Source organism: Clostridium tetanomorphum (genome assembly GCF_017873215.1).
Taxonomy (GTDB): domain Bacteria; phylum Bacillota; class Clostridia; order Clostridiales; family Clostridiaceae; genus Clostridium_AO; species Clostridium_AO tetanomorphum.
The window spans coordinates 130,797-145,040 of the sequence record NZ_JAGGKA010000005.1 but is presented as its reverse complement, the minus strand read 5'-3'; the positions used below and the strand labels follow the sequence as shown (position 1 = coordinate 145,040).

The 14,244-nt window shown below is 30.6% G+C and carries 14 protein-coding genes; 11 read left to right on the top strand and 3 right to left on the bottom strand.

The features are described from left to right. Positions 1–94: 94 nt before the first annotated feature. Both J2Z24_RS06570 and J2Z24_RS06565 read left to right on the top strand, forming a co-directional pair. Positions 95–1,018: a ParM/StbA family protein gene (locus tag J2Z24_RS06570; protein ID WP_035148970.1), complete on the top strand. Its 924-nt coding sequence runs from the start codon at positions 95–97 to the stop codon at positions 1,016–1,018. A gap of 1 nt (position 1,019) precedes the next feature. After that, a complete protein-coding gene (locus J2Z24_RS06565) occupies positions 1,020–1,310 on the top strand; it encodes a hypothetical protein (protein WP_035148972.1) in 291 nt (96 codons plus the stop codon). Positions 1,311–1,472: 162 nt separating this feature from the next. On the opposite strand, the gene J2Z24_RS06560 is transcribed toward J2Z24_RS06565, so the two are convergent. Continuing rightward, entirely contained in the window at positions 1,473–1,787 is a 315-nt protein-coding gene (locus J2Z24_RS06560) for a hypothetical protein (protein WP_035148973.1), read from the bottom strand. 224 nt (positions 1,788–2,011) lie between these two features. On the opposite strand from J2Z24_RS06560, the gene J2Z24_RS06555 reads away from it, so the two are divergent. The 3 genes from J2Z24_RS06555 to J2Z24_RS06545 all read left to right on the top strand — a co-directional run bounded on the left by J2Z24_RS06555 (position 2,012) and on the right by J2Z24_RS06545 (position 3,916). Beyond that, complete coding sequence (locus J2Z24_RS06555; protein ID WP_035148975.1) at positions 2,012–2,527, top strand: hypothetical protein; 516 nt, start codon at positions 2,012–2,014, stop codon at positions 2,525–2,527. Positions 2,528–2,822: 295 nt separating this feature from the next. Further along, the gene (locus J2Z24_RS06550; protein WP_035148977.1) at positions 2,823–3,134 is read left to right on the top strand and encodes a hypothetical protein; all 312 of its coding nucleotides are present in this window, start codon (positions 2,823–2,825) and stop codon (positions 3,132–3,134) included. 167 nt (positions 3,135–3,301) lie between these two features. Further along, the gene (locus tag J2Z24_RS06545; RefSeq protein WP_035148979.1) at positions 3,302–3,916 is read left to right on the top strand and encodes a hypothetical protein; all 615 of its coding nucleotides are present in this window, start codon (positions 3,302–3,304) and stop codon (positions 3,914–3,916) included. A 60-nt stretch (positions 3,917–3,976) separates the two neighbouring features. Here the strand turns inward: J2Z24_RS06545 and J2Z24_RS06540 are convergent, their stop codons facing one another. Beyond that, on the bottom strand, positions 3,977–4,243 hold the full coding sequence (locus J2Z24_RS06540) for a hypothetical protein (protein WP_035148981.1): 267 nt from the start codon (positions 4,241–4,243) through the stop codon (positions 3,977–3,979). A gap of 202 nt (positions 4,244–4,445) precedes the next feature. Beyond that, the gene (locus J2Z24_RS06535; protein WP_035148984.1) at positions 4,446–6,578 is read right to left on the bottom strand and encodes a CHC2 zinc finger domain-containing protein; all 2,133 of its coding nucleotides are present in this window, start codon (positions 6,576–6,578) and stop codon (positions 4,446–4,448) included. A gap of 498 nt (positions 6,579–7,076) precedes the next feature. Between J2Z24_RS06535 and J2Z24_RS06530 the strand changes: the two genes are divergently transcribed. The 6 genes from J2Z24_RS06530 to J2Z24_RS06505 are packed head-to-tail and all read left to right on the top strand — an operon-like array spanning position 7,077 to position 14,239. Further along, entirely contained in the window at positions 7,077–8,384 is a 1,308-nt protein-coding gene (locus J2Z24_RS06530; RefSeq protein ID WP_035148986.1) for a restriction endonuclease subunit S domain-containing protein, read from the top strand. Continuing rightward, positions 8,384–8,734, top strand: a complete 351-nt coding sequence (locus J2Z24_RS06525; RefSeq protein ID WP_035148988.1) for a hypothetical protein — start codon at positions 8,384–8,386, stop codon at positions 8,732–8,734. Before J2Z24_RS06530 ends, J2Z24_RS06525 begins: the two co-directional genes overlap by 1 nt. Positions 8,735–8,753: 19 nt before the next feature. After that, positions 8,754–10,652, top strand: coding sequence for an HsdM family class I SAM-dependent methyltransferase (locus J2Z24_RS06520; RefSeq protein WP_035148989.1), 1,899 nt, complete (start codon positions 8,754–8,756; stop codon positions 10,650–10,652). Between the two features lie 21 nt (positions 10,653–10,673). Beyond that, on the top strand, positions 10,674–12,107 hold the full coding sequence (locus J2Z24_RS06515; RefSeq protein ID WP_035148991.1) for a restriction endonuclease subunit S: 1,434 nt from the start codon (positions 10,674–10,676) through the stop codon (positions 12,105–12,107). 24 nt (positions 12,108–12,131) lie between these two features. Beyond that, positions 12,132–13,187 carry a hypothetical protein gene (locus tag J2Z24_RS06510; protein WP_035148993.1) on the top strand — a complete coding sequence of 352 codons (1,056 nt, stop codon included), beginning with the start codon at positions 12,132–12,134 and terminating at the stop codon, positions 13,185–13,187. Next, positions 13,184–14,239, top strand: coding sequence for a hypothetical protein (locus tag J2Z24_RS06505; RefSeq protein ID WP_035148995.1), 1,056 nt, complete (start codon positions 13,184–13,186; stop codon positions 14,237–14,239). The genes J2Z24_RS06510 and J2Z24_RS06505 overlap by 4 nt, the downstream gene beginning before the upstream one ends. Positions 14,240–14,244: the final 5 nt, after the last annotated feature.

Sequence of the window (14,244 nt, the reverse complement as noted above, 5' to 3'; positions counted from 1 at the left end):
AGACATTAACTAAAATGCTCCTGCAATATGAGGGGCTTTAACGGAATTACAAAGTAGGAAAAATAACAAATCAATTAATAAAGGAGGAGTTATCATGAACAATATAATTTGTGTTGATAATGGAAACAAATGTACTAAGGCATTAGGAAGGGATGAGAGTAGTAACATCTGTTTTTCGAGTGGATACATTGAATCGGATGTAGAGCCAATTAGCAAAGAAAACCTGCTAGTGTATAATGGAAAGTATTATACTATTGGGACGAGCCGATTTAGTACAATCTTTAATAAAGCAGAGGATGAAAGGTGCCTTATATTAACCTTAGCAGCCATAGGAAATTATCTAGGAGAACAATATGCAAATAGGACTAATGACATAATATTAGGAGTAGGATTGCCTATCGTCAGTTATGGCACACTTAAACAGCAGTTTAAGGAATACTTTAAAAGAAATAATGTCCGTTTTAAATGGGCAGGTAATGATTTTGAAGTGAATATCAAAGCAATTGTGTTTCCTCAAGGCTACGCTGCTTATCTAACTGTCTTTAATGCATTCAAGGATACACAAGTTGTAGCCTGTGATATCGGGGGCTATACTGCCGATATATTTAATATAAACAAAGGTGGCAAATTAGATGTTGGGTCTGCAACTTCAATTAATAAGGGTGTTATTAGACTCTTTAAGGATATTCAGCAAGAATTATTAAGGCAAGATATAAGAATTACAGAAGAACAGATAGAAGAAACTTTAAAAGGAAATCATTCAATTATGCTTAATGCATCAGTGATAAATCTAATAGAAAAGAAAGCAAAAACATACACAGAGGATTTGATTGACGAATTAAGGGAGATGGGATACGAGACCAGAAACCCAATGATTTGGATTGGAGGAGGCTCTATGATCTTAAAGAAGTATATTGAGCAATCCAATAAAGTAGGGTATATAGAGTTTCTTGACCAATATTCTAATTGCAGAGGATATTATTTACTGGCTAAAAAAGCACTTGCAAAGGGTGAGTAATATGGCAGATTCTTTTAAAAGAATTAACTTGTGTTTTGACATGAATAGGCGGGAAGATACTAAAGTATATAATTTACTACAGGGAAAAAGAAATAAGACGGCATATGTAGTAGAAGTTATATTAGATAGTTTAGAGGATAAGAATCCGGGGTGGAATAGGGAAACTTTGAAAGAGGTTCTGAAGGAAGCATTAAGCGAAATAAACATTCCTGTAAGTAAAGATAAGGAAATTAAAACACTTAATGAGGGTGAAATTCCTGACGATATATTAGACATTATTTCAAACATTTAGAAATCAGTTTTGAGGATAGCGATATAATTGCTATCCTTATTTTATTTTGATCAGTTATATATTGAGTTCTATATAGAACCTAAGGAAATGATAGTGGAACTATTTAGAACTATCGCAGCATAAAAAAATAGAGCCATTAAGGCTCTACATAATATGGGGGAATTACTCTGGGAAATTTCCTGTTGTCAGGAAGTAGTGACGCTTAAGTGCGGTATACAGGATGTCAGAGACATTTTCTTGTTCGTTTGAATAATCTACCCATTGCTTAGAAGGTACTATTCGTAACAAGGAATATTTCAGGAAATATTCTATTTGAGCATCTTGCTCCATCTTATTAAAATTATGTGACTTCTTACCCGTTGAAATTATTTCGGATACTACACGCTTGATGTATGCGTCTAGTTCAGATTCAATATTATGGTTAATACACTCTGTAAAAGATATTTTTTTGAAATTACCAATATTTATAGTAATCATATACATCACCTCTTTCATTATTGTGAAAGAATTTTATTGAATGATAGACAAAGAAGTCAAGTAAAAAAACTAGAAAGCAATGAAATTTTACAAAAAGATAAAACATGCTCGATTTTAGAAACCAAACTCTTATATAGAAAGGATAGTAGAGAACGCAATTCTAAAATTCCGTTTGGATTTTAGAATTGAAATATATGGAAAAAAATAACTGGGAGGTAGATATTATGAGTAAAATGATAATAACAGATTATGAATTTCAAACTGAAATAGAAAAATTAGGAAGATTTATTGATATTTGGATAGATGGCAAGTTGACTAAGTCAGTTGATTGTATGGAAGTAATTGAGCAACCAAAGTTATTATGGATTAAACTGTTTTTATGCAAAAGTGAGATAAGAGAATATAAAAGGGAAAAAGAAGGGATACGAATTATAACTAGTAATGGAAATATTGTAGAAATTAGGACTCAATATAAAAAATATTTGTCGCAAGTAGAAGTTAAGGAAATTATTAAACAATTAGAACTAAAAGGCAAGTTGACTTTAGAAGGAATAATTAATACAGACGAGGGAGCGGATAAACAGCAAAGATCCGTAAGTATGAAAGAGGCTATGGAGGTTATTAAAAGTCTTTATATTACGCCTGAAGAAAGGTGTGTATTTGAGATAAATAATGATGCAATCTCGTTCTATACTCCCTTTATAGAATTTGGGTGTAATTACAAGTTATTTGTTGAGTGATACTATGATGTTATTCTTAGAATTAAAACAGAAACATGAAATATATTAGTGTGATTTTAATAAGTAGGGCTTAGTGAGTATATGGCTATCAGTAGAGAGTCTCATTAATTGAGGCTCTTTTGTATTATTAGAAAGTGAATAGATATGGAGAATAAAAAAATTTCATATCAGCCTTTAAAAATGAAATTTGTATGTTATGTTACAAGTGTAACAGAGAAAAACCGGTTTTTATATCTGTGGCCATAGATAGATGACAAAAAAATAATTGATTAAATAAGAGAAAGGTGGAATTCATATGAAAAAAGTAATTAATAAGAAAGTTTATAACACAGAGACTGCGGAGTTAATCGCAAAGTGTGGTAATGGATTAGGAAGTTCTGATTTCAGGTACTTGTTTGAGGAACTTTACAGAACTAAGAAAGGACAATATTTCCTTTATGGCGAGGGTGGTCCTATGACTAAATATTCGGAATCAGCCGGGAATTCAAGTTGGGGTATCAGTACGATAATACCATTAACAGACGAAGAAGCCTATGAGTGGTTAGAGGAAAATGGTAAAAGTGAATCAATTGAAAAGTATTTTAAAGACCTTATTGAAGAAGTCTAATGGCTCAATCAAGAATTGGAATTTTGTCAGGCAGAGCATTTTGCTTTGCCTGAATACAAAATTCATGCGAATGAATAAAGCATAAATGACAATCAGGACAAAATGAATTTGGAAAAAAGGATAAATGGATATTAACAATAAAAAATTAAAACCAAGGAGGAGTAAATATGGGATATCAAGAAAGTTTAGTATATATAAATGACAGGAATAAATTTGAGGATTTAGTTGAATTAATAAGAAAAGAAAGAGCCGAATGGATTAATAGCAAAGGGATACAGGCTTATGGTATAATTACACTTAAACAGGACATTAGTGGTGATTTGTCTGAAATATGTATGCCCCACATTGACTTTCATTTCAAGAAAGGAAAAAAGTTTATTGTAATAGGTGGGGAAAGGTATGCCCAGAGAAGCATAGATAGAATATTTGGTGATAATTACTTAAAGGGAACTTATTGTACATTTATTGAATGTTTTCTATCCACCGGACTTTTACAAGATAGAGGGCGTACAATGTCTAAGTGGGAAGATTTTGATTATGGATTAGACAAAGAATACTATGTGATATATGATTACTACACAAAGGAAGTTGTTGAAATAGTTAAAGGTAGTTGTAAAGATGCAAAAGAAGTAGAAGATAGGTTGAAGGATAATTATAAATTATTAGTTAGCATAGACAAATTAGCATCTATAACAGAAATAAAAGAATGGATAGAAAGATGCGACCTAAAAATTAACTATACTGATAAAAAACACAAATTAATATTTGATGAAGTTAATTAATAAACAATTGATGCTTAAAATTTTGATATAGCCCTGCATAATCTTGCAGGGCTTATTTTATTATTGTTTTAAACTAACACCTAGTAATTCTATTTCGAATTGTAAAATTTCCCCTTTAAGGTGGTAGTTGCCATAGAGGCTATATCGCTTACCATCAGGTGTAACAAATGGAAAGACAAAATTACAAATCTCATTATTAAGCGTATCTTTACATTTTGCGTCAACAAAATGATGAATTTCTTCCTGTAACATGGGAACTGTAATTCCCTCATCTTTAAACAATTCATGAAGTTCATCATCAAAAATAATTTTTAAAGTATAATTCATTTAAAATCCTCCAGACAATTAATAAAATCACCTTGCCTGTAGTTAGAAAAAAAGACATAGAAAGACAAGGAATATTATCTCTGTCTTTTTATGTCTTTTGTTATATTAATATATTAACATTGAAAGGTAAAGCAATCAATGTTTTTAGTCCAAATAGTATAAATATTAGCCTGCGGAATCTATTTATAGATAAGTGTATATACTAAAAAGGCATTAGATCAGGATCTTCTTCAGCAGGTGTAAAGTCAGAGTCAAAGATTAATGTATTTTTGGATATCTTTTCAGAATTTTTCATGTGGACAAAATCATTAATATCAAATGGAATATCCTTTATGATGTATCCAACTATAGTTTGTATTTGCCTTTTAGTGCATAAGTCATTAACTCTTAGTATAGTTTGGTAGTCAAATTTTCTCTTTAATCGGAATAATTGTGCTGAAGTCATATTGGTAATTACATCCCAATTTTCTTGGAGTACATCTTCAGTAGGGTGTGAGACACTATCCTTATTATTTTGTGTATTTGAATCTTGTAGGATAGTATCTGTAGGGGGAACATTTTTTACTAACTTAGCAGTAACTTTTAATCCATCTGATTTAGATGTTCTTGAAACATCTAATGCTGTTAAGGTATCAATCTTTGCTTCTAGTATTTCTAGCATATTGCTATTGCCATTAAGTAATATTTTTAACATATCTGCCTCTCGATTCTTTATATCTAATTTGGTCATTAACCTCATATAAATATCTATATTATTATTGATTCTCTCAACATTTCGAGGATCGAGTTGTTTTAACTGTGACTCTGAAAAGAAACCACTTTGATATATGTTATTAAGAACTTTATCATTCGCTGGTTCAAATTTATATGCATTATTAATCCATAAGTCTACTAAGGTTTTTAGGGTGCTATCGTTTCTGATTTTTATGGCAACATCTGTTATATCTGTTCCTAACTCACCAAAAGTTCTGATGATACGAATATTTTTAAATCCAAATTGGAAAAGGCGGTATGCATTTGTCAAACTCTTATTTTGCCCTATATTGTTAGTGTCATTATCATAAAATATGATTAATTCGATTTCTTTACCGAAATATTTGTTGATTAAGTAGATCTGATGATCTGTTAAGTTTGGTTGGCCCGGAGAAATACAATCATAGTCTAAAGACAGCAACTTTATCGCATCTGCAACGCCCTCTGTTATAAAAAGCCTATTGATATTCTTATCTCTTAATTGGTAAAGGTTAAATAAGAAATTACCTATACCAAATCGGTTAAGATCCCTATATGGGCGAACTTTTTTTGTAACTATATCTCCGAAATCAGATATATTCAGGTACTTTGCCGTATTTTTTCTATCTAAATCCATTATCCTTGCTTGGTAGCCTACCGTTATACCAGTGTTATGATCGGTAAAAGGAAAAAGAACCCGATCATTAATCATAAAGAAATCTGGATACTCTAAAAGTGACTGATTCCCTCTTTTAAAAGCGATTATTCCATATTTATCTGCTACTTGGGGTGAAATATCATACTTTTTATGCATAAATTCATAAAGAGTTTCCTTAGAATTTAAAGTAGGATTGTTCTCGAATCCTTTTATAAGTTTACTCTTTTTAGCAATACCTAAGTCGATTCTATACTTAAAATCTCCATAATTGATAACATCATCTGCATTTATGTCTCTTATTACTTTTTCTAAATCCAGTGTTCTTAATTTAAACTCTTTGGACTTCTTCTCTGCTACAGAAGGAGGAGTATTTTTAGTTTGTGTGCTTGGAGTTACTTTAGCGGGTTCTGACCTTAAATGTTTTATGCTCATAGTAGGCATAGGACCAATTAAAGATATATCAAAATAGTCATTTAGAAGTAAACTTTTTGTTTTATTATACCTTTCAATTACCAATTGTCTTAATTGATTCTTGAAGTCGCAAATTGAGTTAAACCCAAGAGGTATATTGGCAAATTTATTGGCTGCAAAGATTTTTGCTTCTGTGTAGGGTTGATCTACAAAATTCTCCATCATGACGATAAGTTTAATATAAGTTCCATGTTCTCCACAGGCATGACATCTAAAGGCTCCCTTTGCATTATCGAATTCAAAGGAAGTTGGATTATCTGCATTTGGATGAAAAGGACAAATACAGCGATTTTCATGTGATGTACTTCTTAAACTATAATACTCAATTAAATCTTTTGAATTGATTGCTCTTTTTATTTCATTCTCTTTATCATTATCAAAATATATACCAATTAAGTAGTTAACATCATGATTTAGTTTTCTTTCTATAAGTTCATTTAGGTCTTTGCATATTATGGGTTTACAATTATTCATATAGATCATCCTTTCTTGTTGTTTTAAAATGATTATATTTATTTAGATGGACTTATCAAATTTTCACCTAAATAAATTCAAGAAAAATTTTTAAAGATTTTATAAAAAATATCTACTGAAAATTTGACATGCTGTTTTATATGGTTATACTGTTATTACTTTAAGTACCGCAGTGCAAACGGAGGTGCTTAAAGTTTAAATAAAGAAAGCATTTTTACCCCTTACCTGTACTGCGGTAAATATAAATAAGTTCTTGGTATAAAAATCACTACATTCTTGATACATACTATTCTATAAGGCCTTACAACTTTCAACATAACACATAAAGATAAATATTCTATGATATGGAGAAGTATTTGAGCATGAACTATGCTCTTTTTTTATAGGTACAATATTAAATTCTGAAAATTTTCAACATAACTATTTACAAAAACCGGTAAGTGTATTATGATAGTATTGTAAAAAGAGAAATTATGTTATAGAACAAAAGGTGATGCTATGAAATATTCCTTTGTGACAAATGAGTTTTTTGATTGTGATAGGCTAGATCCAGATTATTGGATTAAACAGCAATATATTAGAAACTTATTTAAAGGTAAGGAAGTCGTTCGTTTAAAAGATATTGCTGTGGAAGTAACAGATGGAACAAGAACTAAAAGAGAGTTTATCAAAACTGGAGGATGCAGGTTCATAGGCCCCTCGGATATCATTGAGAATTATATCAATATACATAATCTGAAGAAGATATCAGGACAGGATTTGAAAGAAAAAGATTTCGTAGAAAAAGGGGATATTCTTCTTACCAGTATAGGTAAATCAGGAAGAGTTGTACTTGTACCAGAAGCGTTGGATGGATGTGTTTATTCTTCAGATCTAATAAAAATAAAGACTCAAGATGAAAGCGTTCAGGTACAAGTTTTTAGTCATTTAATTAGTCCTATGGGCCAATTGCAATTAGACGCCATTAAAATGGGAGTTTTAAACAGAATATCAATTAGCGATTTGAAGGATCTTGAGATACCAAAAATAAACACAAGTGAAACTACTGTTAATTTTAACGATAGTGAGAAGGAGAGAGAGGCTAAAAAATTATATGATTATTTAGTTTCTAGGTTTGATGAAGTTATCCAATATGAATCAGGTCAAGAGGGCCAACAAATTAAATCCTATATTAGTGAAAAGACATTAGAAAATCAAAGATGGGATGTTGAGTATTATAAATTCTTTGAGTCTAAAATATATAATTTAATTTATAAAACAGATAATCAAATTAAATGGCAGCGTTTAAAAGATATAGTGGAAATTAGAAAAGCAAATTTACCTGAAATACTTCCAGATCAAATTGTTAAATATTTTTTTATAAAGGATATAAATTCAGTAACTTCCGTAATCTTGAAATATCGTGAAGACAAGTTTGGAGAATTAAGTAATCGTGTTCGAGTTCAGGTAGAAGAAGGAGATATATTAACATCTAAAGCCGGAAGTGCAACTGGTACAGCAAATCACACTACGGCAATTGTGACTAAAGAGTTTGAAAATATGTTTACTACAGATGCACTGCTATGTTTAAAGCCCAAATTAATAGATCCATTTTATCTTTTGTTTTTGCTAAAGCAATCTGTTGTTTTAAAACAAATTGAAATGAAGTCAGCAGGAACTTATATCAAGTTGATACAGAATAAAGAATTTGAGACTATTATGATACCTAGATTAACTGAAAGTATAGAAAATGAAATATCATCGGGTATGAAAGAGTTTATTGACCTAAACAAAGCATCTTTATTAGATGATAAGGCGGTGAAATAATGATAGAGAAACTATATGATATACTACAGACTCCAAAAGATGTTGAAGAAATTCAGAGCAGGTTACTGGAAATGGGAATTAACTGGAATGAATATCAAGTTAAACTTTTTTTGGATATAGATAAGAATGTCAAGGTAGATAAAGGGCTATGGTGCATTGAAAATCAAGATGAAAAGTATTTGATATTGCGGATAATTAAGGAGTTGCTAAGAGATAGACCAATAATACCAATAAGGCGTATTATAGAAAGCATTAACATCAATGGCTATGATGAAAGTAGAATACTTAAAGTTGCAATTGATAGTGGAGAATATGTTTCACCAAACGGTAAGACACTGAAGAGGTTATAAATTAAGAGGAGGAGTATTTATGAAACAATTAAAAAATAAGATAATCGAACTAGGATACGACAGCATCAAAGATATTAGCAAAAATACTTTTATCGGTAGTAACAATCAGGTATCTGTTTATGTAAAGCAAGTTGAAGATGCTGAACTTAAACCTGAATTGGTGAATAGTATTACATATGAGGCTATGGAATATGACCCTATGCCAGAATTTGTTTGGATTACAAATGGAGATAGTAATGCCTATGTTTTAGTTGCAGAGGAGAAAAGTCTTTCAGAAATTCCTAAGGTAATTAGTGATGAAGAAATAAAAAGTTTTGGTAAAAAGTATTTATCAGAAAAGGATAAATGGTCATTAAGAAAATATCATGAATTACAAGAAGTATTTGATGCAATTCATGAGTTGATTTATAGTTCTAAGGATCATGTAGATAGTAAAAATGATGCCATAGATGAACTCTGTAAATTAATATTTATGGAAGTATTTAAGTTGAATAACGCTGATTTTCAGTTTAGGGAAGGCAAATTAATAGGTAAATATTTGAAGGATATTTTGAATTACTCTTTATTTGAGAAGGCTGAAACAAAAGAAGCCAAAATTGTGTTAGTAGAAAATATTAGAGAAGCATTTAAACAGATTAAGAACCATCCAGACTATGATGCTATATTAGATGATGGCACAAGAGTGCCTATATTTTCTCAAGACGACTATTTAAAATTAGAAAATCCTAATATTTATAAAGAAGTGTTAGAGGCACTTCAAAATCTAGGTGATATTCTTAATGAAGATGGAACAGAAAGACCTGCAAATCTTATGGATTTATCTGGAGATATTTTGGGAAGAGTTTTTGATGTTCTGCTTAGAGGTAAGTTTGATAGTAAGGGAGGTTTAGGGATTTACCTTACTCCTAGACAAGTAACCGAGGCAGCCGTTGAAATGGTATTTAATGATTTGATAAAGGATGGTACTGAAAGAATCTTTGAGGTAGACCCTGAAACAGGAATACCAACTATAAGATTTGCTGATTTATGCTGTGGTTCAGCAGGATTTATAATTAAATGCCTATTAGAAATGAAAAACCTGCTATTTAATAAACTAACTGGTGACAAAGAGTATTATAAGGAATTGTTTGAAAAGATGAAAAAGCATTCTTTTATTGGAGCAGATAATTCACCGGGGATGATTTTAAAGGCTCGAATAAATATGGCATTACATGGAGCAAGTAAAGCACCAATTTTCCAGACAAAAGACTCTCTAAGAATCGAACATATTAGACCTGAAAGTTTAGATGTAGTAGTTACCAACCCCCCATTTTCAAAAAGTGGAGTATCAAAACAAGTTAAGTCTGGAAAGAAAACAATAGAAAGTCCTGATGGAGTAGAAGTGATTACTAAGTTCTCTGAAGATATTGATGAAAGTGGTAAAAATAGAATGTCATCTATTGGATTGTCTCTTGGATCAAAACCGGATAGTAGAGGAATTTGGAGAGAGGTAAACTCAATAGATCCAACAATACTTTTTATAGATAAATATTTACAACTTTTAAAGCCAGGTGGACTTCTAATGATAGTTGTACCAGATGGAATTTTATCCAATTCAGGTTATAAATATGTTCGTGAATATTTGATAGGGAACAAAAATTTAAATAATGAATTTGTTGGTGGCAAAGCCATATTAAAGGCTGTTGTTAGTCTTCCACAAGAGACCTTTGGGTTGTCTGGGGCAGGGGCAAAAACATCATTATTATATATTCAAAAGAAGAAGCATCCGGGGGAAAAACAAGGAGAGGTATTTATGGCTGTTGCAGACGAAATCGGTTTTACTGTAAAGAAAAATGTGGAAATTCAATTAGGTGATGATCATAACGATTTATTAAAGATTATAGATGCATATAAAAGCGGTAAATCAGATGAACAATAATACAATGAATGGGGTGAGACAATGGAGGAAATTACTTTAATGACACCTAATAGTACATGGGTTTCAGAAGGTAATATAGATTTAGATTGGATTTCTGCTGAATATTATAAAAAAATATATTTGGAAATAGAACAAAAGTTTAGTAACGGTAACTTCAAGATACATACTTTTGAGAACATAGCAAATATCAACAGGGTAACAGGATTTGAGGTAGAAAAGTATTTGGAGATTGTTGAGAATGGTATTCCATATCTAAGAGTAAAAAATGTAGAAGAATGTTTTTTGAATTTCAATGATATGTACTACATCCCTCAACATGTACACGAAAAGTTTAAGAAGTCGCAATTTAAACAAAATGATATTGCTTTAACTATTACAGGTAGAGTAGGAACAGCAGCAATCATCACTGATGCGACTACAGAGTACAACTCTTGTCAGGATGTTGTAAAAGTATCATTGAAAGAATCTAGCAATATTGATCCATATTATCTAACAATCTATCTAAATTCAGATATCAACTATAAACTTCTAAATAGATTTCAAAGTGGTGCTTCTAGGCCTAGAACTTTAATTAATAATGTAAGACAAATTAAAATTCCTGTACCCTCTCAAGAAATACAACAATATATTGGGGACAAAATACGGAAAGCGGAGATTTTAAAGAAAGAAGGAAAAGAATCAAGAAGAATTGCTGAACAGTTAATTTATGATGCACTGGATATGAGTGGATTTGAAGATGAGATTAGTGAATCAAAGAAAATAAAATATAATTATGTAGAACATGAAGATTTAAATGATAGTATTGATGCACATTATTATAAGAGACAATACATGGTTACTAACAAAAATATTCAACAACGGAAACATACTAAATTAAAGAATATAGGAACTGTAGATTACGGATATATGCCAATGGAAGATTATACTGATAAAACCACAGGTAATCCTATGATAAGAGTTACAAATATGATAGGCAATCTCTTGCTGGATTATAGTGATATGAAATATATAAGCAATACAATAGATGTACCTGAACAAAAGATGGTTAGTAAAGATGATATACTATTAGTTCAATGTGGAAATACCACGGGAAAAGTAGCATATATCTGTGAAGATACTCAAAGATATATATTTCCTTCGTTTTGTCTAAGGATAAGAGTTAACAGCGATGTTATAGATTCAAGATATTTGGCCTTACTACTTGAGTTGCCAATCATGCAAGAACAAATATGGCAAACTGCTTCATATTCTTCCGTAAGGCCTAATACAACGAAACCTGCTATACAAAATCTTAAAGTTCCAATTATTGAAAAAGATAAGCAACAGGAGATAGGAGAACTTGTTTCTAAATACCTTAGCAATATTTATAATGCTAAAAAACTTGTCGAAGAGGCCAAACAAAATATTGAAGATCTTATTGAGGGAATCTTTGACTATAGTAGATTAAATGTATAACCTCAAGGGAGGTAAAATGAAGCAATGAATAATTTAAAAGAGAGCATTAGAAAGTTAAATGTTTTGTATGATTATGGTGAAACAACATATTCAAGTAGTCTAAAATATTTAATTGAGAAAGATTTTCTTATAAAGCACGGAGAGTCAGTTGTTGTTAATAAAAGATGGATTCAATTTAGTGGAAAGGTAGAAAGAGAAGATTTCATATCTTCTCTACTTTGCTATCATCCTAAGGTATTGGATGCACTTCTTCAAAATACTTATAAAGAAGCAAAAAAAATTGCTGCTTCAGGAGATAGTAAAGCACTATTTGAATATATAAACTTGATACCTAAATTTGCTCAAAGGACACTTAATCTGAAAAATCAAAATGAGGAAGGATCAAGTGAGATCAGAGAAGTCTTTTTTGAAGTTTTCAAGGGATATCCCCAATATCTTCAAATTATGAATTTATTAAGAGTTATGCAATTGGTAGAAGAAGAAAAAGAAAGTAATATTCAACCGTTAGGAGAAGTCCCTAATAGCATATGGATAAAAGGTGTAACAGTAGCATCAAACATAGATTTGAAACCATTAAAACAAAAGAATAAGTACACTCTCACACCATTTGAATTTAAGCATAAATTATCTACGCCTAAAATTAACAAAATTTTATCTTACCCATTAAAAACTATATTAGTTGTACTAGGAATGATTATTGAAGAATATAAGAAAGAACAATTTGAAGGATTGTCATTCAAGCCAATAAATCCAGATAATCCATATATTCAACAAGAAGTTATGGTACATACATGGACAACAAAGGGTGTAGAAATTCGGATAAGTGACTTAAATACTTTTGTTTATAATCTATGTGTAACCAATGGATTTAACTTATTTCCTGACAAAGTTCCAGTAATGGATAAACTTTTATTTCAGTTAATAGATGAAGGTATATTTGAGTTTAAGGATGATTCGTATGTGTTAAGTGCCGAGATGGATGACATCATATATGCAAGTAATGTGTTTATGATTAAACATGCAGATAAGTTTAAAAACTTATTGAAGGAGAACATAGAAGAAATAAGGAGAATGTCATGATAGTAAAAGTTTCTAAAGAGAAATTTTGGAATAATCAATATGGAATTGAAAGATGGCCAGAAATGATAAAAAATCTGCCTAACGAAATTCCAGTTAAAGATAAAAATACAATTGCTGAAACATACTTTAACATGAAAAGAGATGGAAAAGGAAGATTAAATGGTTCATACGAAGTTTATGGATTGTTTGATGGAGATTTTAAAGATGATGTTTTAAAAATCACAGGATGCCATTTTATTGTTAAAGATTCAAACGGATATAAGTTAAGTGAAGAAGCCATTCAACTTAAATTAACTTATAAAGATAGTAATGGCTGGGAGATTGTTTTGATGGAGCAACTATTAAAATATTCTCCTAGAGTTAGAAGTATATTTTATGCACTGATTAATGGAGCAAAGGTACATTTTGAAAAGGGCTTTTTAAATAACATGTCAAAGTCCTATTTAGAGTATGATGGGGAAACATACTATATTTTTTATGATAAGAATGATAAGGCGAATTTAAATAACTTGATGACTAAACATCCTAGACATTCTGTAGGAGAGTTTTGGTTAAAAGAATACAACATATCTTGTACTGAAGAAATTAAAATTGAAGGAATTAGCAATGAGGAGCCATCATTAAATTCTATTTCAAGCCATATAAAGATACCCTTTATACTGATGGAATACTTACAGTGGTTTAAGGAAACCGAAATAGGGATTTTTAAACTAGATAAATCAAAGATTAAGCAAGAAATTAGTAGTGATGTATGGGAAAGTTTCTTAAACTTTGACCACTATGATGAATTAGAGGTATTACAAGAAATTATTAATGAACACAAAGACTTTAGAGAATTCTTCCCAGTATCTATAATAGGTAAAGAATTAAAAGAAAAAATTGACCCAGAAAATATACTGTCGGTTGATAAGTGGATTGATCAGTATTTTATGGTAGGTATTAAGGAAGGCAAGTTCAAAATTATTGATAATGAAAGTGGTCAACCAAGACACGGTAGAGGTCTCTTAGATAAACGGGATCATCAACTTATTAAATTACAAATCTTAAAGTAAAGTTT

Coding starts and splice junctions, on each gene's coding strand:
- J2Z24_RS06545 (WP_035148979.1), top strand. CDS start 3,302: ATGGGATATCAAGAAAGTTTAGTATATATAAATGACAGGAATAAATTT.
- J2Z24_RS06535 (WP_035148984.1), bottom strand. CDS start 6,578: ATGAATAATTGTAAACCCATAATATGCAAAGACCTAAATGAACTTATA.
- J2Z24_RS06550 (WP_035148977.1), top strand. CDS start 2,823: ATGAAAAAAGTAATTAATAAGAAAGTTTATAACACAGAGACTGCGGAG.
- J2Z24_RS06570 (WP_035148970.1), top strand. CDS start 95: ATGAACAATATAATTTGTGTTGATAATGGAAACAAATGTACTAAGGCA.
- J2Z24_RS06510 (WP_035148993.1), top strand. CDS start 12,132: ATGAATAATTTAAAAGAGAGCATTAGAAAGTTAAATGTTTTGTATGAT.
- J2Z24_RS06520 (WP_035148989.1), top strand. CDS start 8,754: ATGAAACAATTAAAAAATAAGATAATCGAACTAGGATACGACAGCATC.
- J2Z24_RS06530 (WP_035148986.1), top strand. CDS start 7,077: ATGAAATATTCCTTTGTGACAAATGAGTTTTTTGATTGTGATAGGCTA.
- J2Z24_RS06525 (WP_035148988.1), top strand. CDS start 8,384: ATGATAGAGAAACTATATGATATACTACAGACTCCAAAAGATGTTGAA.
- J2Z24_RS06515 (WP_035148991.1), top strand. CDS start 10,674: ATGGAGGAAATTACTTTAATGACACCTAATAGTACATGGGTTTCAGAA.
- J2Z24_RS06565 (WP_035148972.1), top strand. CDS start 1,020: ATGGCAGATTCTTTTAAAAGAATTAACTTGTGTTTTGACATGAATAGG.
- J2Z24_RS06505 (WP_035148995.1), top strand. CDS start 13,184: ATGATAGTAAAAGTTTCTAAAGAGAAATTTTGGAATAATCAATATGGA.
- J2Z24_RS06555 (WP_035148975.1), top strand. CDS start 2,012: ATGAGTAAAATGATAATAACAGATTATGAATTTCAAACTGAAATAGAA.
- J2Z24_RS06540 (WP_035148981.1), bottom strand. CDS start 4,243: ATGAATTATACTTTAAAAATTATTTTTGATGATGAACTTCATGAATTG.
- J2Z24_RS06560 (WP_035148973.1), bottom strand. CDS start 1,787: ATGATTACTATAAATATTGGTAATTTCAAAAAAATATCTTTTACAGAG.